The organism is Streptomyces angustmyceticus, from assembly GCF_019933235.1.
GTDB lineage: Bacteria > Actinomycetota > Actinomycetes > Streptomycetales > Streptomycetaceae > Streptomyces > Streptomyces angustmyceticus.
Window position 1 is genome coordinate 6,791,018 of sequence record NZ_CP082945.1, and the last position, 21,119, is coordinate 6,812,136.

General features: G+C 74.4%; 20 protein-coding genes. 8 read left to right on the plus strand and 12 right to left on the minus strand.

All coding sequences use genetic code 11. The features are described 5' to 3' along the window. The first annotated feature begins 61 nt into the window (after positions 1-61). The 3 genes from K7396_RS30375 to K7396_RS30385 all read left to right on the plus strand — a co-directional run bounded on the left by K7396_RS30375 (position 62) and on the right by K7396_RS30385 (position 3,346). Complete coding sequence (locus K7396_RS30375; protein ID WP_086719221.1) at positions 62-1,267, plus strand: geranylgeranyl reductase family protein; 1,206 nt, start codon at positions 62-64, stop codon at positions 1,265-1,267. A gap of 121 nt (positions 1,268-1,388) precedes the next feature. Next, complete coding sequence (locus tag K7396_RS30380) at positions 1,389-2,684, plus strand: sensor histidine kinase (RefSeq protein ID WP_086719222.1); 1,296 nt, start codon at positions 1,389-1,391, stop codon at positions 2,682-2,684. Continuing rightward, positions 2,681-3,346, plus strand: a complete 666-nt coding sequence (locus K7396_RS30385; protein ID WP_086719223.1) for a response regulator transcription factor — start codon at positions 2,681-2,683, stop codon at positions 3,344-3,346. The genes K7396_RS30380 and K7396_RS30385 overlap by 4 nt, the downstream gene beginning before the upstream one ends. Here the strand turns inward: K7396_RS30385 and K7396_RS30390 are convergent. The 3 genes from K7396_RS30390 to K7396_RS30400 form a co-directional block, all read right to left on the minus strand. Beyond that, complete coding sequence (locus tag K7396_RS30390; RefSeq protein WP_086719224.1) at positions 3,307-3,618, minus strand: DUF6332 family protein; 312 nt, start codon at positions 3,616-3,618, stop codon at positions 3,307-3,309. The two genes, K7396_RS30385 and K7396_RS30390, sit on opposite strands and share 40 nt — an antisense overlap. A gap of 36 nt (positions 3,619-3,654) precedes the next feature. Then, on the minus strand, positions 3,655-4,422 hold the full coding sequence (locus tag K7396_RS30395; protein WP_086719228.1) for a maleylpyruvate isomerase family mycothiol-dependent enzyme: 768 nt from the start codon (positions 4,420-4,422) through the stop codon (positions 3,655-3,657). 111 nt (positions 4,423-4,533) lie between these two features. After that, positions 4,534-5,766 carry an MFS transporter gene (locus K7396_RS30400; protein ID WP_174887005.1) on the minus strand — a complete coding sequence of 411 codons (1,233 nt, stop codon included), beginning with the start codon at positions 5,764-5,766 and terminating at the stop codon, positions 4,534-4,536. Positions 5,767-5,783: 17 nt separating this feature from the next. Between K7396_RS30400 and K7396_RS30405 the strand changes: the two genes are divergently transcribed. Beyond that, positions 5,784-7,004, plus strand: a complete 1,221-nt coding sequence (locus K7396_RS30405) for an ROK family protein (protein WP_086719226.1) — start codon at positions 5,784-5,786, stop codon at positions 7,002-7,004. A gap of 36 nt (positions 7,005-7,040) precedes the next feature. Then, positions 7,041-7,424, plus strand: coding sequence for a PPOX class F420-dependent oxidoreductase (locus tag K7396_RS30410; RefSeq protein WP_086719227.1), 384 nt, complete (start codon positions 7,041-7,043; stop codon positions 7,422-7,424). Here K7396_RS30410 and K7396_RS30415 read toward each other — a convergent pair. Genes K7396_RS30415 through K7396_RS30425 form a run of 3 tightly spaced genes read right to left on the minus strand, consistent with a single transcriptional unit; the run spans position 7,414 to position 9,724 of the window. Continuing rightward, on the minus strand, positions 7,414-8,445 hold the full coding sequence (locus K7396_RS30415) for a phosphotriesterase family protein (RefSeq protein WP_223660433.1): 1,032 nt from the start codon (positions 8,443-8,445) through the stop codon (positions 7,414-7,416). The genes K7396_RS30410 and K7396_RS30415 overlap by 11 nt on opposite strands. Positions 8,446-8,456: 11 nt before the next feature. Further along, positions 8,457-9,041, minus strand: a complete 585-nt coding sequence (locus tag K7396_RS30420; RefSeq protein ID WP_152105071.1) for a DUF4865 family protein — start codon at positions 9,039-9,041, stop codon at positions 8,457-8,459. Between the two features lie 32 nt (positions 9,042-9,073). Beyond that, entirely contained in the window at positions 9,074-9,724 is a 651-nt protein-coding gene (locus K7396_RS30425) for a TetR/AcrR family transcriptional regulator (protein WP_223660244.1), read from the minus strand. A 318-nt stretch (positions 9,725-10,042) separates the two neighbouring features. Here K7396_RS30425 and K7396_RS30430 point away from each other — a divergent pair, with 318 nt between their 5' ends. Further along, entirely contained in the window at positions 10,043-10,348 is a 306-nt protein-coding gene (locus K7396_RS30430; protein WP_086721341.1) for an SHOCT domain-containing protein, read from the plus strand. Positions 10,349-10,453: 105 nt separating this feature from the next. Here K7396_RS30430 and K7396_RS30435 read toward each other — a convergent pair whose 3' ends face one another. Together K7396_RS30435 and K7396_RS30440 are read right to left on the minus strand one after the other, a co-directional pair. Beyond that, entirely contained in the window at positions 10,454-10,960 is a 507-nt protein-coding gene (locus tag K7396_RS30435; protein WP_086721332.1) for an ATP-binding protein, read from the minus strand. Between the two features lie 176 nt (positions 10,961-11,136). Further along, positions 11,137-11,424: a hypothetical protein gene (locus K7396_RS30440; RefSeq protein WP_086721333.1), complete on the minus strand. Its 288-nt coding sequence runs from the start codon at positions 11,422-11,424 to the stop codon at positions 11,137-11,139. Between the two features lie 242 nt (positions 11,425-11,666). Between K7396_RS30440 and K7396_RS30445 the strand changes: the two genes are divergently transcribed. After that, positions 11,667-12,887 (plus strand): PLP-dependent cysteine synthase family protein, encoded by a 1,221-nt coding sequence (locus tag K7396_RS30445; protein WP_086721334.1) that lies wholly within the window; start codon positions 11,667-11,669, stop codon positions 12,885-12,887. Positions 12,888-13,090: 203 nt separating this feature from the next. On the opposite strand, the gene K7396_RS30450 is transcribed toward K7396_RS30445, so the two are convergent. Beyond that, the gene (locus tag K7396_RS30450) at positions 13,091-13,564 is read right to left on the minus strand and encodes an SRPBCC family protein (RefSeq protein WP_086721335.1); all 474 of its coding nucleotides are present in this window, start codon (positions 13,562-13,564) and stop codon (positions 13,091-13,093) included. 94 nt (positions 13,565-13,658) lie between these two features. Then, the gene (locus K7396_RS30455) at positions 13,659-14,504 is read right to left on the minus strand and encodes a DeoR/GlpR family DNA-binding transcription regulator (protein WP_086721336.1); all 846 of its coding nucleotides are present in this window, start codon (positions 14,502-14,504) and stop codon (positions 13,659-13,661) included. Between the two features lie 557 nt (positions 14,505-15,061). Here K7396_RS30455 and K7396_RS30460 point away from each other — a divergent pair. After that, the gene (locus K7396_RS30460; protein ID WP_373866964.1) at positions 15,062-17,512 is read left to right on the plus strand and encodes a hypothetical protein; all 2,451 of its coding nucleotides are present in this window, start codon (positions 15,062-15,064) and stop codon (positions 17,510-17,512) included. Here the strand turns inward: K7396_RS30460 and K7396_RS30465 are convergent. Together K7396_RS30465 and K7396_RS30470 are read right to left on the minus strand one after the other, a co-directional pair. After that, the gene (locus K7396_RS30465) at positions 17,482-19,926 is read right to left on the minus strand and encodes a right-handed parallel beta-helix repeat-containing protein (protein WP_086721337.1); all 2,445 of its coding nucleotides are present in this window, start codon (positions 19,924-19,926) and stop codon (positions 17,482-17,484) included. The two genes, K7396_RS30460 and K7396_RS30465, sit on opposite strands and share 31 nt — an antisense overlap. Before the next feature lie 167 nt (positions 19,927-20,093). Beyond that, positions 20,094-20,687: an Rv1733c family protein gene (locus K7396_RS30470; RefSeq protein WP_086721338.1), complete on the minus strand. Its 594-nt coding sequence runs from the start codon at positions 20,685-20,687 to the stop codon at positions 20,094-20,096. Between the last annotated feature and the right edge of the window lie 432 nt (positions 20,688-21,119).

A 21,119-nucleotide genomic window follows, 5' to 3' on the forward strand; every position in this document is an offset into this window, starting at 1 on the left:
AGCGGCCCGTAGGATGCGGGCGGTACGCGCAGCCAGGCATCGGACGGGAGCAGAAGCACAGGTGAGCAGCGAGCACGCAGCCGAGGACAACCAGCAGGTGTGGGACGTCGTGGTGGTGGGTGCGGGGCCTGCGGGCGCCTCGGCCGCGCATGCCGCGGCCTGTACGGGGCGCCGGGTGTTGCTCCTGGAGAAGGCGGAGCTCCCGCGCTACAAGACCTGTGGCGGCGGCATCATCGGGCCGTCGCGGGACGCGCTGCCGCCGGGCTTCGAGCTGCCGCTGCGGGACCGGGTGCACGCGGTGACGTTCTCGCTGAACGGCCGGCTGACCCGCACCCGCCGTTCCAGGAGCATGCTGTTCGGGCTGATCAACCGCCCCGACTTCGACGCGCGGCTGGTCGAGTCGGCCCAGGACGCGGGCGCGACGGTCCGTACGGGCGTCACGGTCTCGCGGGTGGAGCAGCACGGCGCCGAGGTGCCCGACCGGCGGACCGTCGCGGTGGTGCTGGGCGACGGCGAGGTGGTGCTGGCGCGCGCCGTGGTCGGCGCGGACGGCAGCGCGGGCCGGATAGGAGCCCATGTCGGGGTCAAGGTCGACCAGGTCGACCTCGGGCTGGAGGCGGAGATCCCGGTTCCGGCGTCGGTCGCCGAGGACTGGGCGGGCCGGGTGCTCATCGACTGGGGCCCGATCCCCGGCAGCTACGGCTGGGTCTTCCCCAAGGGCGACACCCTCACCGTCGGCGTCATCTCCGCACGGGGCGAGGGCGCCGCGACCAAGCGCTATCTGGAGGACTTCATCGGGCGGCTGGGCCTCGCCGGTTTCGAGCCGAGCATCTCGTCCGGGCATCTGACGCGCTGCCGCGCGGACGACTCTCCACTGTCCCGCGGCCGGGTGCTGGTGTGCGGCGACGCGGCCGGGCTGCTGGAGCCGTGGACGCGGGAGGGCATCTCCTTCGCGCTGCGCTCGGGGCGGCTCGCGGGGGAGTGGGCGGTGCGCGTCTCCGAGGCCCATGACGCGGTGGACGCCCGCCGCCAGGCACTCAACTACGCCTTCGCCATCAAGGCGGGCCTCGGCGTGGAGATGGGGGTGGGGCGGCAGATGCTCAAGGTCTTCTCGCGCCGCCCCGGTGTGCTGCACGCCGCGATCACCGGTTTCCGCCCGGCCTGGCAGGCCTTTGCGAAGATCACCCGCGGGACGACCACCCTGGCCGAGATCGTCCGTACCCACTCGATGGCCCGCCGGGCGCTGGAGGCGATGAACCGGGGGTGAGGCGGGGCGGCCGTCCCCCGGACCGTGGCGCGCGCGGCCTGCCCCGTACGCCCCGGGGAGTACGGCGGAGCACCGCGCCGGGCTGACGCCGCCGGGCCCCGCCGCGGTCTAGCGTGACGGCATGGAGCACCACGCATGGCCGCCGGGGGCGCGGCGCCGCCCCGGCACGGCCCGGGAGCGGTGGCTGCCGTCCCCGGCCGGGGACGCCGGGAGCCGGTCCGGGCTGCCGTGGCTCTCGACGCTCGCCGTGACGGTCTTCGTGCTGGTCGGCTCCGGTTTCGCCGGGCACGACCAGCCGGGCCGCGTCCCGCTGGACGGCTTCGCCCGCGCGCTGCTGGTCGTGGGCGCGGCCCTGCTGCTGTTCCGGCACCGCTGCCCGCGCACCGTCGCCGTCGGCACCGCCGTCACCACCGCGGTCTACCTCGCGGCCGGCTATCCGTACGGCCCGGTCTTCGTCACCCTCGCGTTCGGCGCCTTCGCGGCGATCGTCGCCGGGTACCGCGGGGTCGCCTGGTGCGCGCTGGGCGGGGTGTGGGTCTGTCACGTCCTGGTGGCCTACTGGCTCTACCGGTGGCTGCCGCCCCCGCACGACGGGCCCGCCCCCTGGGAGCAGGAGTTCTTCGTCCTGGCCTGGGTGGTGGCCGTGGTGGCCCTGTCCGAGCTGGCCCGGGTGCGCCGCGAGCAGCTCGCGCGGGCGCGGGCCGAACGGGCCGCCGCGGAGCGCCGCAGGGCGGACGAGGAGCGGCTGCGGATCGCCCGCGAGCTGCACGACGTCCTCGCCCACAGCATCTCCGTCATCAACGTCCAGGCGGGCATGGGCCTGGCACTGCTCGACAGCGACCCGGAGCAGGCGCGGTCCGCGCTGACCACCATCAAGGACGCGAGCAAGGAGGCGCTCGGCGAGGTCCGCCAGGTCCTCGACACCCTGCGCGCCCCGGGGGACGCCCCGCGCTCCCCGGCCCCCGGCCTGGACCGGCTGCCCGAACTCACCGAGCAGGCCCGAAGCGCCGGACTCGCCGTGGAGGTCACCACCGAGGGCGCCCCCGCGACCCTGGCGCCCGGCACCGATCTCGCCGCCTTCCGCATCGTCCAGGAAGCGCTCACCAACGTCGTCCGGCACTCCGGCTCGCGCACCGCCCGGGTGCTGCTCATCCATGCGCCCGGCGCGCTGGAGATCAGGGTCGACGACGACGGGCCGGCGACCGCGGCCGCGGTCGGCCCGGCCGGCGGCGGCAACGGCCTGGTCGGCATGCGGGAGCGGGCCGCCGCGCTGGGTGGCACGGTGGAGGCGGGCCCGCGCCCGGACGGCGGTTTCCGGGTACGGGCCCGGATCCCGCTGCCCGGGACGCCCGACCCGGGCCGGGCTGGGCCGGACGCGGATACGGTGCTCCCGGCCGATACCGAGGAGGAGTCGTGATCCGGGTACTGCTCGCCGACGACCAGCTGCTGGTCCGGGCCGGGTTCAAGGCGCTGCTGGACGCCCAGCCCGATATCGAGGTGGTCGCCGAGGCCGGGGACGGGCAGCAGGCGCTGGCGGCGGTCCGTGCGCACCGCCCGGACCTCGTCCTGATGGACATCCGGATGCCGGTGCTGGACGGCCTGGTCGCCACCCGACGGATCACCGGGGACCCGCGGCTGCCGGAGGTGAAGGTGGTCATGCTGACCACCTTCGAGCTGGACGAGTACGTCTTCGAGGCGCTCCGCTCCGGCGCCTCCGGGTTCCTGGTCAAGGACACCGAACCGGAGGAGCTGGTGCGGGCCGTGCGCGCGGTCGTGGCCGGTGACGCGCTGCTCTCGCCGGGCGTCACCCGCCGCCTGATCGCCGAGTTCGCGGCCCGCTCCAAGGAACCCGCCGCGGCGGACGCGCTGTCCGCGCTGACCGAGCGGGAGCGCGAGGTGATGGCGCTGGTCGGCATCGGCCTGTCCAACGAGGAGATCGCCCGCCGGCTGGTCGTCAGCCCGCTCACCGCCAAGACCCATGTCAGCCGCACCATGGTCAAACTGGGCGCCCGCGACCGCGCCCAACTCGTCGTCCTGGCCTACGAGTCGGGTTTGGTGCGGCCCGGCTGGCTGGGCTGAGACCAGACGACGTCCGCGGGGGACGGACCGGTCCCCGGCCGGCCGGGCAGGCGCCGGAGCACCCGCACCACCCGCACACCGCACAGCAGTCCGCCGAGGGCCTCGCTCACCGTGAGCCACGGACCGCGCCACGGGCCCGGGAGCCCGCCCCACAGCGCCACGCCGCCCAGCGCCAGGAACCCCACAACGCCCAGAAAAGCGCCGCTGACCAGGGCGAACATGATCTCGACGGTGAGGGCGTCCCGTTCGGCCCGGGTACGGCTGGGTGACATCCCGCCAGTCTTCCAGGCCGTGCCCCCTTCGGTCCGTCAGATGCCGGAACGCTCCCGCCACAGCTGGGCCAGCGACTCCTCACCGGTGATCGTCATCGCGTCCCAGGGCAGCCGGTTCCACAGCGCGAGGTAGAGCTCCTCGGCCCGGCCCTCGATCGTGCAGTCCGCGGGCCCGGCGGCGTCCGGTCCGTCGGCGCCGGCCTCCGGGGCGGTGCGCACCGTGTGCGGCGGCGCCTCGGTGAGGTGCACGGTCCAGTCGGCGCCGGGGGCGTCGGTCGCGCGCAGCCGCAGCGTGCGGGGGACGTCGGTCCGCAGCCGGCTGCGGTCGCGGGCGTGAAAGCCCGTCAGGAGTTCGTCGATCCCGTCGGCCGCGAAGGCGGAGGGGAGCGGGGTCAGGGAGGCACCGGCCGCCTGCTGCGCGTCGACGCGGTGCACCGAGGTCTCGTGCGCCTGCCGGCGGGCCCAGAACGCGAGCGGGGACGGGGCGGGCAGGAACGTCCAGGCCGACAGGCCCTGCGGGGCGGAGTGCAGCGCCAGGACGAGGTGGTGATGGCCCTCGCGCAGCCAGGACACGAGGTCGTCGTCGGGCAGCTCCGGGGCCTCGGGCGGCGGGCCGGGCTGCTGTGCGCCCTGCTTCACGAAATCCGTCGCCCAGCGGTGGATCCGCCCGATGTGGGTGACCAGATCCCGCACCCGCCACTCCGGACAGGCCGGAATGCGGGCATCCGGTCCCGCTTCCTCGGCGGCGTCGGCAAGCAGGCTGCCGTCCAGTCGCAGCGTTTCGACGAACTCAGTGATCTCCATGGTCATGAGTGTGCCAGCCGGTACCGACAACGGATCCGCGCGGGTCGGGGCGCCCGCCCGGCACCGGGGACGGGCGGAGCGGCGTACGCGCGAGGCCGCCCGCCGGCCGCCTCACCGCCGCCCGGCGTGGTGCGCGCCGCGGGTGGCGTATCCGATGACCGCGGCGACCGCGGCCAGCAGCGCCGGCGTCGTCAGGGCCACCGGCAGGCCGGCCGCCTCGGCGAGGAAGCCGATGGCGGGCGGGCCGAGCAGCATGCCGCCGTAGCCGACCGTGGAGGCCACGGCGACCCCGTCCGGGCCGCCGCTCTCACCGGCCCGGGCGATGGCGATCGGGAAGATGTTGGCGAGCCCCAGGCCCGCGACGACGAAGCCGGCACAGGCCGCCCCGGCCGAGGGGGCGAGCGCGCCGAGCAGCAGGCCGGCGAACGCCGTGGCCCCGCCCGCGATCAGGGTCCGCGCCGCGCCGAAGCGCTGTACGAACGCGGTCCCGGTCAGCCGTCCGACGGTCATCGCCAGCGCGAACACCGCATACCCGGCGGCGGCCGTGCCGGGCCCGGCGGCCAGGTCCTGGGAGAGGTGCAGCGCGCCCCAGTCGGCCATGGCGCCCTCGCCGTACGCGGTGCACAGCGCGATCAGCCCGAAGACCAGGACCAGACCGCGGCCGCGGCCCGCCCGGCCGCCGTGCGGGCGGCTCTCCCCGGCGGCGGGCAGCCGCTCGGGGACCTCCGGAGCGGGGTGTGCGCGCAGCCCGTAGCCGGCAACGGCCGTCACCAGCAGCCCGATCGCGGCGAGCAGCAGCAGATGGACGGTGGGCGACAGGCTCCCCGCGAGCAGCCCGCCCAGGCCCGCGCCGAGCATGCCGCCGAGGCTGAAGGCGGCGTGGAAGCCCGGCATCACGGGGCGCCGCAGCGCGCCGATCAGGTCGACCGCGGCGCTGTTCATCGCGACGTTGAGCGAGCCGTACGCGGCGCCGAAGACCAGCAGGACCAGTCCCAGCGCGGTCGCCGAGTGGGTGAGCGGCGGCAGCACGATGCTCAGCGCGAGGGCGGCACCGGAGGCGGTCGTCACGGTGTGGCTGCCGAACCGCCGGCACAGCCTGCCGGTGAGCATCATGAAGGCGACCGCACCCGCCGACACGCCGAGCAGCGCGAGCCCCAGCGCGCCCGCGCCGGCGCCGGTCTGGGCCTTGATCGCGGGGATGCGGACGACCCAGCCGGCGAAGAGGAAGCCGTCCATGGCGAAGAACGCGGTGAGGGCGATACGGAGGCGGAGCAGGCGCGGACCGGCGGAATCGGGGCCCCGGCGCGGCGTGCGGACCCTCCGTATTTTGTTTAGTGTCGGCACAAAGCCAGAATAGGGGGGTGACCCAGACTCGGACAACCAGGCTGGAGCGGGGCCGTGGCGCCCTCGGACCCGCACTGGAGCTCGTACACACCGGACGCGCGCCCACCCGCGCCGTCCTGACCTCCGAACTCGGCGTGACCCGCGCCACCGCGGGGGCGGTGGCCGCCGAGCTCGAAGCGCTCGGTTTGATCACCGTCGACTCCCGGCCGACGGCCTCCGCCGGCTCCCAAGGGCGCCCCTCCCACCGGCTGTTCGTCGCCGAGCGCGGACCGGTGGTGCTCGCCGCGCAGATCCACGCCGACGGGTTCCGGGTGGCGCTGGTCGGCCTCGGCGGCCGCATCGTGGCGACCTCGACCGGCTGCGGCACCATCCCCGCCGACCCGGCGCACGTCCTCGCCGACGTGGTCGCGGCCGGCTCGGAGCTGCTGCGCCAGACCGGGCGGCGCTGCCTCGGCGCCGGACTCGCGGTGCCCTCCGCGGTCGCCGAACCGGACGGCGAGGCCCTCAACCCCCTCCACCTCGCCTGGCCCTCCGGCGCCCCCGTACGCGCACTGTTCCTGCGCTCGCTGGCCGACGCCGGCATCCCGGGAGTCACCGAGGCGATCGGCTTCACCGGCAACGACGTCAACCTCATGGCCCTCGCCGAACACCGGCACGGCGCCGGCCGGGGCGCCCGCGACCTGCTCTGTGTGGCGTCCGGCCACCGGGGCGTCGGCGGGGCGCTGGTGCTCGACGGCCGCCTGCACAGCGGCAGTTCGGGCCTGGCGCTGGAGGTCGGCCACCTGACGGTCAACCCCGAGGGGGCGCCCTGCCACTGCGGCAGCCGCGGCTGCCTGGACGTCGAGGCGGACCCGCTCGCCTTCCTCGGCGCCGCCGGCCGCGAACCCGGCCCCGAGGTCTCCCTGCTCCAGCAGGCCGCCGACCTGCTGCGCGACGAGTACGCCGACCCCGGCGTCCGGGCCGCCGCCGACCTCCTCATCGACCGTCTCGGCCTCGGCATCGCCGGCCTCGTCAACATCCTCAACCCCGACCGCATCGTCCTCGGCGGCCTGCACCGCGCCCTCCTGGCGGCCGACCCGGAACGACTGCGCGCGGTCGTCGCCGACCGCAGCCTGTGGGGCCGCAGCGGCGGCGTACCGATCCTCCCCTGCAGTCTCGACCACAACAGCCTCGTCGGCGCGGCGGAGCTGGCCTGGCAGCCGGTGCTGGACGATCCGTTGGTGGTTCTTGAGCGGTGAGCGGTGACCGGTGACCGGTAGTCCTAGGCTGAGCCCATGATTCCCGAAGTGGTCGCGCGCAGTCCCTACGTCAGCCTGGTCACGTACCGCAGGAGCGGGACCGCGGTGGCCACTCCCGTGTGGGCGGTGGCGGAGGGGGACGAGCTGCTGGTGTGGACGCGGGACGACAGCTGGAAGGTGAAGCGGCTGCGCAACGACGCGCGGGTGACCGTCACCCCGTGCGATGTGCGCGGCCGGATCGCCGAGGGTGTGCCGACCGTCGAAGGGACCGGCCGGCTCCTGGAGGGGAAGGACGCGCTCGGCCGGGTGCGCAGGGCGATGGCGGGCAAATACGGGCTCCGGTTCCGGCTGATGGACAGCGTCGGTGCGCTGGTGCGCGGCGGAAAGCGGCCGCACGTGGGGATCTCGGTCACGCTGTAGCCGTCGGACCCGTCGGACCCGTCGGACCCGTCGGACCCGTCGGACCCGTTCCCCGGCCCGGCTGCTGGGGCCGCGTCCAGGCGGCGGCGAAGGCGCGGGCCGGGTTGGCGGTCAGGAACTGGGTCACCAGCTCCGCGCCCAGGGCGGTTTCGAGGCGTTCGCGGTGGCGGCGCAGCAGGTGCGGCATGCCGGGGCCGCCGTTCACCGACCGGGCGCCGGCCGTCGTGGTGTCGCCGCCCAGCAGGATCCGGTCGCCGAAGCCCGCCTCGGCGAGTGCGGCCAGCGCGTCGGGCAGCCGCCAGTCGGTCGCATGATGGGCCCGCGAGGGGCCGTCGAAGGCCAGATACGCGCCGGCCGCGGCGGCCGCCCGGTGGACGACGAGGTCCGGCGAGCGGTTGAGGTGGCCGAGGATCACCCGGTCCGGCGGGACCGCCAACTCGCCGCAGAGCAGGTCGAGTACGTCCAGCGCCCCGGTCCCCAGCTCCAGATGGACGCCGATGACCGCACCCGTCGCCCGCTGGGCCTCCGCGGCCGCGGCCATGGTGTGCCGGGAGTGCGCGTCCAGGCCGTGGAAGCCGCCGGCCACCTTGATCATCCCGGCCCGTGGGCCGGTGCCGCCGATGCCCTCGGTCAGTTCGGTGACGAACCGTCCGGCCAGACCCGAGCGAACGCGCTCCAGCACCTCGGGCGGGTAGTGCGCCGCCTGGTGCAGCCCCGTGGCCGCCACGATCCGCACCCCCGACTCCCGCGCCAGCCGCGGTAGTTCGGCGGCGCCGCGGCCCATGCCGTACGGCGTCCACTGGATCACCGCCGCCCCGCCGGCCGCGCGGAAGGCACGCAGTTCGGCGGCCGCGGCCCCGGGGTCGTCCAGTTCCTGGCCCGGCAACTGCGGACTGCGCAGGAAGAGATGGTCGTGTGCGTCGCAGACGCCGAGGTCGGCCGGAGGAATGTCGCCGAGGACCGTACGGACGGCGGGGGCCGGAACGGGCGGTGGCGGGCCCGCGAGGGGCCCGTGGGCCACTGTCGTCCCGTTCACCACTGCCGTCCCGACGTGAGCCGGCCGGCCTCCGGGGCGGACAGGTGCAGCACCTCGTAACGGTCCCCGGCGGACCGCGGGGAGGCGTCGGCCCAGAGGGTGAAGTGCACCAGCTCCCAGTGCCGCGGGTCCAGGCCCAGCGCGGTGGTGTGCACCCCGTCCGTCGCGGCCAGCTCCTCGTGCCCGGCCATCGCGCCGGCGACGGCAGCGGCGAGGTCGGCGTCCTCGGCGAGCGTCTCCGTCCGCCGGGTGAAGGCACACGGGACGGCGCCCGCGGCCGGCCCCGGCCGGTGGAACAGCCCCTGCCAGTGCTGGACGGGCGGCCGCCCGAAGTCGCGGACCACACCACGGAATCCGTCACCGAGGAGGAAACGGTTCATGGCGTCCGGGTCGGCCCAGAGGTAGAACGGCGCGTACTGGTTGACGGGCGAGCCGTCGACCCCCCGCTCCCGGATGCCGTAAGCCTTGAGACCGAGGCCGGTGAAGTCGTCCAGGAGGTGGCCCCTGGACTTCACCCGGTGCCGGATGATCTGCATGTCGTAGTCGGCGGGCAGCGTGATCGCGTACTGCATGGCGTGCATGACGGGCTCCGTACGGTGTGGGGGAGGGGCACTCAGGCGGTGCTGTCCGCGGCGGGCGTGACCTGCGCGGCGAGCAGCGACAGTGCGCCCTGTACGGCCGCGTCGAAGGGCGCGCTGTCATCGGCCGCGCGGGCCAGGACGTAACCGCCCTGGACGACGGCCGCGACGGTGGCGGCAACCGCCGACGGGTCCAGCCCGGCTGCCAGTTCGCCACGGCGCTGCCCCTCGGCGAGGACCTCGGCGATCCGGCCCCGGAGCCAGCCGAACATCTCGTCCAGCGGCTGCCGCAGCTCGGGGCTGCACACCACATCGCGGTCCTGGGTCATCCGGCCCACCGGGCAGCCGCGCAGCACCTGCCGCTCGCGCAGCAGATAGCCCTCGACCCGCTCGTACGCCGTACCGGGAGCGCTCAGACTCTCCTCGGCGACCGCCTTCATGCCCTCGGCGGTACGCCGGATCGCGGCCAGCGCCAGCGCGGACTTGCCGGCGAAGTGGTGGTACATGCTGCCCTGGCCGACGCCCGCCCGCTCCAGGATCGCCTTGGGGCTGGTGCCCACGTACCCGCGCTCCCACAGGAGTTCCTGGGTGCTCCGCAGGAGGCGCTCCTGGGTGGTGGGGGTGCCTTGGGGGCTGGGGGTGCCGGGTGGTGCTGCCTGGGTGTCCAGCGCTTCCCGAGTGCTCATGACGGCACTGTACATACTAGTAGTTACAGAACTCAAGAGGTGACCGAGCGGGGGAGGGGCGGCGGGAGATGCATTTCGGCCCCCGGAGCGGGTCGGAGCAGGTCGGCGTGGGGTGGAGCGGCTCGGGGCGGCTCGGGGTGGCTCGGAGCGTGCGGGTGTCTCCCGTGTACGTCCTGCGGCGTACGGACACCGCCGCCGGCCGTACGACGACGCGAAGCCGCCCGAGGGCGAGGCTCGGAGTGGACCGGAATTCCCGGTTCTCTCCGGGGCCGGAATCCTCCGGTCCCGCCTCACCTCACCGAGGAGCTGATCGTGATGATGCCCGAACTCGCCGAACCCTGGACCGGCGGCGGCCCCGGCCCCTGGATCCTTTTCGTCCCCGTCCTCTGGGCGCTGGTCATCACCGGCGTGGTGACGCTGCTGCGCCGTACCGGGCGACGTCACGGCGGGCCGGGCGGGCGGTTCCGCGGCCCGCGGTACTCCGCCCTTGCCGACGCGCCCTCGCCGCTCGCCGTGCTCGGCCGGCGCTTCGCCGCGGGCGAGATCGACGAGGAGGAGTACTGGCGCCGGCTCTCCGTACTGGAGGAGCACTTCGGGGCGGGCTCCAAAGGGGGTGCGGCCTGACGGCCGCCGACGGACCGCCCGACGGCGGCATCGCCCAGGAGGTCCAGGGCTTGTTGAGGGCGCTCGGGCCTTGGGGCTTGTCGCCCGCGGGTCCCGCGCCATCCGTCAGCCCACCTTCGTACCCCGTATTCCGGGGCACGGCCCGGACGGTGTGCCGGTGTTCTCCAGCGGCAGGGGGGCCGGGTGGCCGCGGGCCGTGCAGGCCTCTTCGGGGGCGGTGGTCAGGGCGGGAAGGGTGAACCACACGACCTTGCCGCTGCCGTCCGGGCGCATCCCCCAGCTCTCGCTGAGCGCCGCGATCAGCGGAAGGCCGCGGCCGCAGGTGTCCCAGCTGTCCGCGACCCGGATCCGCGGCAGCCGGGGATCCTCGTCGTGCACCGAGACCGTCAACTGGTCCAGCAGGACGCACAGTTCCACGACGCACTCTTTGCTGGGGCGGGCGTGCCGGTGGACGTTGGCGAGGAGTTCGGTCACCCCGAGCGCCGCCGGGTCTATCAAGGCGTCGAGACGCCAGTACCGCAGCTGGGCGGAGACGATTCTGCGCACATGTCCGATGCGAGCCGGGACGGCTTGGAGCTTCACCGTGCAGTGCCTGCTGGGCTGCCTGATCACGACCGCGACTCCCTGATGAGGCCGGGCGCCCCTCTCACCGGGCAGGGGCGAAGATCGGATCCAGCGATGCCGACTGCCACCACAGCGTCACCGCTGGTGAACCCTCAGTGATACGAGTCCAGGGTCATGCAGCCGGTGCGTTGCCGCAACCGCACCTTCCCGTCCGGAGGGGGCCGTCAGGAGCGTGGCGGACGTGCCGCTTCCAGGGCCTTGAAGAAGAGCTCCGGGGCGCCCAGGGTGAGCGAGTAACGGTGGCCGTTGAGCCGGGCGAGCGCCCGGTCCCGTGCCGCGAACAGGGGTTTATGGGCCTGTACGGCCTGCAACGGGGCGCTGTCGATCTCCGTGCCGTAGCTCGTCAGCAGCGCCAGCCGGCCGTCTCTGATGACGACCTGCCCGGCGCGGGTCAGCGACCGCAGCCACCGCTCGATCCGTACGCCGGTCGCGTTGAACTCAGGCTCCGCCATGCCGGCACCTCCTCGGTGAGACGGGCAGTTGCCCTCCACCGCCCCTTGGGGGGAAGTCTGCCGGTGCGGCGCCCGGCGCACCAGTGCCCCTGGCGTCACAGCGGGCGAGCGGGCCGGCCCCACGGCCTCCTTGGGGTATCCCAAAGTGATGTTTATGCAGGTGAGAAGGGTGCGAAGGGTGGTTATAGTCGAAGTCCGCCCGCCGTAGCGCGCGGGCTTCGCCACCCCAGAGGAGCGCGCCGGTGAGCACCGCACAGCAGCCGCAGAGCCGGCCCGACCAGGAGGCCGGGGCCGGGATCTCGATACCGGGCGAGGGCGGTGCCCAGACGACCTCGACGCCGGCCGAGGCCGGGTCCGGCGCCCCGATGCCGACCATGGACGGCGACCGCTCGGATCCGGCCTACCGGAGCTGGCTGAAAGAGGCCGTCCGCAAGGTCCAGGCGGACGCCAACCGCACCGCCGACACCCACCTCCTGCGCTTCCCGCTGCCCGAGGAGTGGGGCATCGACCTCTACCTCAAGGACGAGTCGACGCACCCCACCGGCAGCCTCAAGCACCGGCTGGCCCGCTCGCTGTTCCTCTACGGGCTGTGCAACGGCTGGATCCGCCCCGGCAAGCCCGTCATCGAGTCCTCCAGCGGCTCCACGGCCGTGTCCGAGGCGTACTTCGCCTCGCTCATCGGGGTGCCGTTCATCGCGGTGATGCCGGCCACCACCAGCCGCGAGAAGACCCGGCTGATCGAGTTCCACGGCGGCACCTGCCACCTGGTGCAGGACCCGCGGACCGTCTACGAGGTCTCCGCCCGGCTCGCCGCGGAGTCCGGCGGTCACTACATGGATCAGTTCACCTACGCGGAACGGGCCACGGACTGGCGCGGCAACAACAACATCGCCGAGTCGATCTACCAGCAGCTGCGGCTCGAACGCTATCCCGAGCCCGCCTGGATCGTGGCGACCGCGGGCACCGGCGGCACCTCCGCGACCATCGCCCGCTATGTCCACTACATGCAGTACGACACCCGTATCTGTGTCCCCGACCCGGAGAACTCCTGTTTCTTCGACGGGTGGCTGACCGGCGACGCGAAGACGGACTGCGCCACCGCCTCCCGCATCGAGGGCATCGGGCGGCCCCGTATGGAACCGAGCTTCGTCCCCGGCGCGATCGACCGGATGATGAAGGTGCCGGACGCGGCCAGTATCGCCGCCGTACGCGCCCTGGAGACCGCGATAGGCCGCAAGGCGGGCGGCTCGACCGGCACGGGGCTGTGGAGCGCCCTGAAGATCGTCGCGGAGATGGTCGCCGAGGGCCGTCGGGGATCGGTCGTCACCCTGCTGTGCGACCCGGGCGACCGCTACCTCGACAAGTACTACTCCAACGACTGGCTGGCCTCCCAGGGGCTGGACATCACGCCCTACGCGCGCACTCTCGACACGTTCCTGGCCACCGGCTCCTGGCCGGCCTGAGGCCGCTGTTCCGGCCGGCCGGCCCAGGAGAGCGGTCCGGGGCCGGGGCGCCTGAGGGCGGTGGGCCGCGGGTGGTGGCCGGTTGGGATCAGCCGGGGCGTCGGGTCGGTGTGGTGGACAGCGGTGGCCGCTGCCTCGTACGGCGCTGCCCCCAGGGTTCCGGCCCCCCGCCGCCGTCCCAGGTGGTGTCCGCCCGAGTTGCCTCAGGTCTCCGCGAGCCGGCGGTCCAGGGCCCGCGCCGACTCCCTGAAGGCGCGTCCCAGGCCCGGCCTGGCCAGCGTCAGCAGGAAGCGGACCGGGGCCGGGCCGTCCGCCGCGAACATCCACCGCAGCCGGGTGCCGCCGCCCGAGGGCGTCAGGCGCCAGTCCTCCAACAGGGCGTGCAGGCCAGGGGCGTTGGTGGTGTCGACCCGGTAGGCGTAGTGGCTGTCGGGCTCGGCCGCCAGGACCGTTTCCGTGAAGCGGGTGCCGCCGGTCAGGTGCACCTCGCGGCCGGAGCCGCCGTGCGTCGGCGCCGACCGGGTCACGCCCGTGAACCAGTGCGACCAGCCCGCCACATCGTCCGCCAGCGCCGCAAACACCTTCTCGGGCCGCGCGGTGACCTCCGCCGCGAACACCAGCCGCAGCGGTGCGGACTCGGCGAAGTCGAGTTCCACGGGGCGGAGTTGGCGTGCCATGGGACGAGCACCCCCTACGGGACGGTCGGCGGGCCTGCGTGCCTCACGATAGCTGACGGGCCGTCAGTGCGTCAGCCGGTACGCCAGCAGGTCGTCAGAGGTCCGCGTCGACCGGCTGCTCGCCCGCCACCACCAGCTCCGGCGGCAGCTCGGCGAACTCCGCGCGGGCCTCGGCGGACAGCCCGGCATCCGTCACCAGCACCTCCACCTGATCCAGTGTCGCGAACGAACTCAGGCCGACCGTGCCCCACTTGGTGTGGTCGGCGACCACCACCACCCGGCGCGCGGACCGTACGAAATGCCGGTTGGTCTCGGCCTCCGCCAGGTTGGGGGTCGACAGCCCGGCCTCCACCGATATGCCGTGCACCCCGAGGAAGAGCACATCGAAGTGCAGCGAGCGGATCGCGGCGTCCGCCACCGGGCCCACCAGGGTGTCCGACGGGGTACGCACCCCGCCCGTCAGCACCACCGTCGCGGCGCCGGCGCGCGGCCCCGCGCCACCGCTGGCCGCCGCCCGCTGCGCGCTGTAGAACACATCGGCCACCCGCACCGAGTTCGTCACCACCGTCAGGTCCGGAACGTCCAGCAGCTGCTGGGCCAGCGCGAACGCGGTCGTACCGCCCGCCAGCGCGATCGCGCTGCCCGGCGCCGCCATCTCGGCCGCCGCCTTGGCGATGTCCTCCTTGGCGTTCAGCTCCAGCGCCGACTTCACCTCGAAGCCGGGCTCGTGCGCGCTCGGCTCGCTGACCGGCACCGCGCCGCCGTGCACCTTCTCCACCATGCCCTGCCGGGCCAGCGCGTCCAGATCGCGACGGACCGTCATATCGGACACGTTCAGCTTGCGGGTGAGTTCATTGACCCGCACCCCGCCGCGCCGCCTGATCTCGTCGAGAATCAGGGCCCGCCGCTGCTCCGCGAGGAGGTTCTGGTTGTCGCTCACCCCGGCCCGTCCCTTCCGCCCCGGCTCGCTGTGTCGGGTCGTACGCGCTGGCTGCCGCCTGCGATCACTGATGCCCTCATCCTCGCACGAGGTACTGACAGTGGGGCTGGTGACGGGAGAAGTGAGGGCTGGTGGGGGACGCGCGGGCGCGCAAAGCGACCCGCCTCCCGCCCCACCCCCAAGTGCCGCCGCGGTGTGGGTGCTGGATGCGCGGTGCGGGGGAAGAGACAATCCGGGGGGTGCCGCACCGCGCGACGCGCACACGAACAACAACGGGGCACCACCGCACGGCACGAGCCACCGCGCGCACCACCCGGCGAACGAAGCAACGACAGCGCAGGCACCACCCCGCGCACGAACCGATCTCAGCACACGCACCACCCGCGCACGAACCCAAAGCAGCACAAGCACCTCACGGCACGAGCGCCTCACAGCACGAGCCTCACAGCGCCATCACCACCCAGCACGACGCCCACCACGCACCACCCCACCCGCGAGAAGCCCGAGCACCACACACCCAGCCCGCACCGCACGGCGCACGACTACGGGGGACACCAGTGGAGACCGCGGACCCGACACCGCAGGCGCGTTCAACGGACCGCGAGGGAGGTCCGGAGGGGCCGCCGCCCGGCGTGCCGCAGCTGTCCCTGGAGCTGCTGGTGCACGGCGTCGGCGGCACCACCGCACAGGAGATGCTCGGCGACCCGCGCGTCCAGTTGATCACCGGCGACGACACGGCCGCCTGTTACCGGCGCACGGACGACGCGGACGCCGAGCAGCGGCCCGACGACTACCGCGGCGAGCCGGTGCGCGAGGCGTACTGCTGGTCGAACCTCACCTCGGGCAACGGGGCCCGCGCCCTGTGGCTGCTGCTGGTGCCCTTCATGGTCGCCAACCTCGCCCACTGGATGCGCCCGGCCGCCCCGCCCGAGCATCCGGCCCAGCGCCTCTACGACCTTCTGGTGCGCATCCTGGCCCTCACCCTCACCGTCCTGCTCGCCGCCGCGGCCTGCGAGGTCGCCCTCGACCTCACCGCCTGGCAGTGCGCCGGCACCACCCTCTGCGCCGCGGACAAGTCCTGGATGGGCTTCCTCAGCCCCGACAACTCCGGCTGGTGGAGTGCCCCGGGCCGCCGTCTCGCCCTCGCCTCGATGGTGCCGTTGCTGGTCGTCGGCTTCCTGTGGTGGCTCTCGCACCGTACGTGGAGCGCCTACGAATCCGCCTCACCGCCGCCCCGGCAGCCCGGTACCTCCCGCGACACCCCCGTCGCCGAACGCACCGCGCTCAGCCTCAACGGCTTCTGGTACGGCCGCCGGCTGGTCGCCCGGCTGCGCGCCGCGCACACCACGGCCGGCGTGCTGACCATCGCCGCCGTGCTCCTCGCGGCCGGCGCCCGGGCCGACGGCCGCGACGGCGGCCACACCGCCCTCGCGGTCACCGGACGCGCGCTGGCCGCCCTGGTCATCCTGCTCGCGGCCGTCACCGTCGTGGTCGTCTGGCGCACCGCCCGCAGCGAGGCCGCGCCGGACGACGAGTCCGACCATCTGGTGGTGCGGGCGCTGCCGTTCGCCTCCCTCGGGGCGCTGGCACTGATCGTCGTGCACACCGGCTGGGCGCGGCCCGGGGCCCACAGCCACGGCGCCCTGCCCGGTGCGGCGGCCTTCGGCGGGATCGCCGTCTTCCAGGGCCTGTTGGTGCTGGCGCTGGCGCTGACCGCCTGGGTCCTGCAGCGTTCCGCCCCCGACGACGCCCGGACCGCGCTGTGCGGCATGGGCGGGCCCGCCGTGGCCCTGCTGGCGTGCGCGGTCGGCGGGGTGCTGTCCGGGGGAGTGGCGCAGCGGTTCGCGGACTGGCTGGACGGCGGGGCGACCCCCGGCCAGGACCACGCGCCCATCCCGGGGCCGCCGGTCCTGCTGTCCTGGCAGGCGTCGGTCATCCCGGTCCTGCTGGTCGTCGTCGTGCTCGTCGTGATGCTCGCCGCGGTACGCGTGATGATCGTCAGCCGCCGGGTGGCCAAGGACGTCCCCGGGCTCTACGACCCGCGCGAGCACCCCGACGAGCGCCGGACGAAGCGGATCGCCGGCACCATCGCAGGCGCCGGACTCACCGACTCCGCCCCCGTCCTGGTCGCGGCCACCGCCGCCGTGACCCTCGTGCTCGGCGCGGGCGCGGTGGCCGGCGCCTGGCTGAGCGACCGGGCGCCGGGCCGCGCCACCGAGGGGGCGCCGCCGGTCCTGCACGCCGCCGCGGAGACCGCCGAGTCCCTGGGCTCCTGGCTGATGAGCGCCGGCGTCATACTGCTGATCACCATGGGCCGGCGGGCCTACCGCGACCACTCCGCCCGCCGCACCATCGGCATCCTCTGGGACGTCGGGACGTTCTGGCCGCGCGCCGCCCACCCCTTCGCGCCGCCCTGCTACGCCGAGCGCGCGGTCCCCGACCTCACCTGGCGGATGGCCACCTGGACCGAGCGGTTCGACGGCCGGCTGGTGCTCTCCGGGCACTCCCAGGGCAGTGTGCTGGCGGCCGCCGCCGTCTGGCAGCTGGACCTGGTCACCCGCAGCCGGGTCGCGCTGCTGACCTACGGCAGCCCGCTGGAGCGGCTCTACGGACGCTGGTTCCCCGCCTTCTTCGGGCCGCCGGCGCTGACCGGACTGCACCGTCAGATGGACGACTGGCGCAACCTGTGGCGCTTCACCGACCCCATCGGCGGCCCCATCCGGCTCACCTGCGACGACGGCCGCCGGATCGACGAGGGGCCGCTGCGCGACCCGCTCGCCTTCGGCCGGACCCTGCAGAACCCGCTGCCCGCCCAGATACTGGGCCACGGCGACTACCAGGCCGACCCGGTCTTCGGCCGGGTGCGCGCCGAGCTGATCGCCCGGCTCGGCCCGGACCTGCCGGGCCAGCGGCCCGCAGGACACCGCGCGTCCGGCGGGTGTCCGGACGACCGCCCGGCACAGGGCAGTCCGGGCGCTCAGGGGAGTTCGGGCAGATCGTCCGGGTAGAGCAGGCACAGGTCGTCGGTGTCCGGGGCGGCCAGCTGCGCCACCCGCCCCGCGTGCCGCTCGACCATCGCCTCGAAGGTCTGCCGCGCGGTACGGCCGTTGCCGAACGACGGCCCCTTGGGCAGTGCCGTGAAGTACTTCAGCAGCGCCTCGCCGGTCCCCTCGGCGAGGCGGTACTCGTGCTCCTCGCCCTGCTGCTCGACGATCCGCAGCAACTCCTCGGGGGCGTAGTCGCCGAAGGTGATGGTGCGTGAGAAACGGGACGCCACACCGGGGTTGACCGCCAGGAAGCGCTCCATCTCGGCGGTGTAGCCCGCCACGATCACCACCACGGCCTCGCGGTGGTCCTCCATCAGCTTCACCAGGGTGTCGATGGCCTCCCGCCCGAAGTCCCGCCCGGAGTCCTCGGGGGAGAGGGCGTACGCCTCGTCGATGAAGAGCACCCCGCCGCGCGCCCGGTCGAACGCCTCCTGGGTACGGATCGCCGTCGACCCGATGTGCTCGCCGACCAGGTCCACCCGGGACACCTCGACCAGATGGCCGCGTTCCAGCACCGCCAGGGACGCCAGGATCTCGCCGTACAGCCGCGCCACGGTCGTCTTGCCGGTGCCGGGGGAGCCGGTGAACACCAGGTGGCGGCGGACGGACGCGGCCTTCAGGCCGGCCTCCTGGCGCCGTCGGCCGATCTCGATCATGTTGATCAGGCTGCGCACCTCGCGCTTGACGCTCTCCAGCCCCACGAGGGTGTCGAGTTCGCCCAGCACCTCGTCGGAGGGCCGGCTGCTGACGGCCGGTTCCGGGGCGGCCGGGGCGGCCGGGGCGGCCGGCGGCGGAAGCTGCGCCGGGACGGTGCCCAGCAGCCCCGCCGTCTGCGTCGCCTGCTGCACCGCGGGGGCCGCCACCGCCCCGGCCGCCGGCGTCTGCACGGCACGGCTCTCGTCGCTGGTGCAGTCCTGGACCGTCGGCCCGTCGCTCTGTCCGGCGCCGCCGTCGGCGAACTCGTAGCCGCCGCGCGCACACCGCTCCGTACGGCACCGGGTCAGCGCCGTACGGCAGCCGTCGATCACATGGAAGCCGAACCCCGAGCTGCCGGTGACGCGGCAGCCCTGGAAGGTGCCGCGGCCCTCGGCGGAGACGTAGAAGCCGGCCTCGGCCGGTGAACTGACCGTGCAGCCCTCGATGGTGGGGTCCGCGCCCTTGGTGACGATCACCCCGGTCTGCGCGCCGTCGATGGTGCAGTTGGCGAGGGTGCCGCCGCTGCCGTGGTCGCGGAACCACGCACCGGTCGCCGCCTCCCGGATGCGGCAGTCGTCGAGCTGTACGGTCGCCCCGTCGCTGACCGACACCGCGGTGTTGCGCACCTGCGCGATGTCGCAGTCCACGACGTCGGCGCGGGAGCCCCGGTCCAGCACGAACAGGGCGTCCGGCACGTCGTGCACCCGCGTCGAGTCCAGCAGCGCGGTGGCGCCGTCGCTGACCCACACCGCCGGATAGTCGCCCGTGCTGTCGTGGATCTCGCACTGGTTGGCGTCCACGCGGGTGCCCGGGTCCCATACGGACAGGCCATTGCGTCCGAAGTGCCGCACCGTGCTGCGGGTCAGCGTCAGCACCGAACGCGACCGCAGATCGACCGCGTTCTCCGGGATGTCGTGGATGTCGCAGTCGGCGAGGGTGAGCACCGCGTCGGTGTCGAGGGTGACGCCGTCGGCGGAGGTGCGGTGCACGGTGCAGTCGGTGAGGTGGCCGGTGGCCCGCGCGGCCACCTGGATCCCCGCGCCCTTGATCTCGTACAGCTCGCAGCCCACCGCCTCGACCGCGCTGCCCTCGCCGTTGACCGACAGGCCGGCGCCCGAGGCGTGGTGGATCCGGCAGTTCTCCAGCCGGGGGTGGGCCCCGCCGCGCACCGCCACCCCCGTCTGCCCGGCGGCCATCACCTCGCACTCCTCGAAGACGCCGCCCGCGCCGTCCAGGACGCTGATGCCCACCCCGCCCGCGTTGTCGACCGTGCAGCGCCGCACCGTCGGGCGGGCGCCGCCGCGCACCTCGATGCCGGACGCGGAGCGGGTCACCACCCGCAGGCCGGTCAGCTCCGGGGCGCCGTCCTCCACCAGCAGCGCGGGCGAGGCCGAGTCCGTGGCCTCCAGGTGCAGATCGTGGACGGTGGCCGAGGCGCGGACGGTCAGCGCGACGCCGTCGGCGGGGGCGATCCGCACCGAGCCGCGCGCCCCGTCCGGGCCTCGCAGCGTCACCGCGCGCACCAGCACCAGGTTCTCCCGGTAGGTGCCGGCCGGGACGGTCAGCACATCACCGTCCCCGGCGGCTTCCAGGGCGGCGGCGAGCGAGTTGTACTCCCCTGTGCGGCGCCGCCAACGCGACGTTCCGGAGTGCGTCACCTGGACCGAGCCCTGTGCCATGGCGCTGTCGTGTCCCCACTTCGTGCGGCTGTCGTCGGCCCGGCACCATCCGTCCGCGGATGTCCGCATTCCGGTCTGCGAGGCCCCAGCCGAGAGGCTGGCGCCACCACCGTAGCGCGCCCGGCGGACGGGAGTTGACACGGTCGGCAGCCCGGAAAGGCGGCCTCTCAACTCCCCGCGCCGGCCCGGCCCCAGTCCTGGCCGGCCCGCTCCCACGCCTCGTCCCAGCGGCGGAAGCGACGCACCATCAGCAGCCAGACGATCAGCCGCCGGGCGCCCTCGATCATCATGCCGACCCCGGCCGCGGTGCCGAGACCGGCCAGCACCGCGTGCGTACCCGCCGTGCTCGCGTCCATAGGCCGCGGCACCACCCGGCCCCGGCCGTCCGTCCAGATCCGGAACCGCTCACCGGTCTCCACCGGACGCGGCGCGGCGAGCTGCCCCATGTGCGCGGTGCCGTCCCGGCCCGTCCAGCGGGCGACGACCCGGCGGTGCGCATCGCGCTGCGAGGAGGTCTCGGGATCGGGGTCGAGCGGGGTACGGGAGACCAGCCGGTCGACCGTCACCCACTCCAGATGCCGCTGCTGGTGCTGTATCCGTACGGTCGTCAGCAGCGCGCCGTGCGTGGACCGCCCGGCGAGCAAGCCCGCGGAGGTCGCCCCGAAGACGACCAGCAGGGCGGCGGCGAGCGCCACCCAGGCCTCGACCCGGTCGGTCCGGCGCCGCAGCGGGTTGTGCCGCCAGCGCCATACACCTCTCATCGCTCGCATCCTGCCCCCTCTCCGTGTCCGTGGATACCTCATGAGGGGTGGTCCACGCGAGACTTCCGCCAAGAGAGAGCAACTTCACCCGGTACAAAGAGCGACAACCGGACGTATGGCGCGTGAACCGGGACCCGCGCGCCGGAGCGCGCGGCCCGCACGGCATCGCGCTCAGTGCAGCCGTACCGCCGGCGTCACCACGGCACCCGGCCCCGCCGTCCCCGGAGCCCCCGCGGCCACCGTGAAACGGTCCGCCACCAGCCGCGCCGGCCACAGTCCGCGGCCCTTCGGCGCGCCGTCCCTCGCCGTCCGCGCCGAGCGCGCGCACCCAGCCCATGTCGATGTACGCCCGCAGGCCCGCGTAGCCCTCGGCCGTCGTCCGGTCCGTCTCCGCGTACAGCCGGCCCATCTGGCGCGCCGCGGTGAACTCCG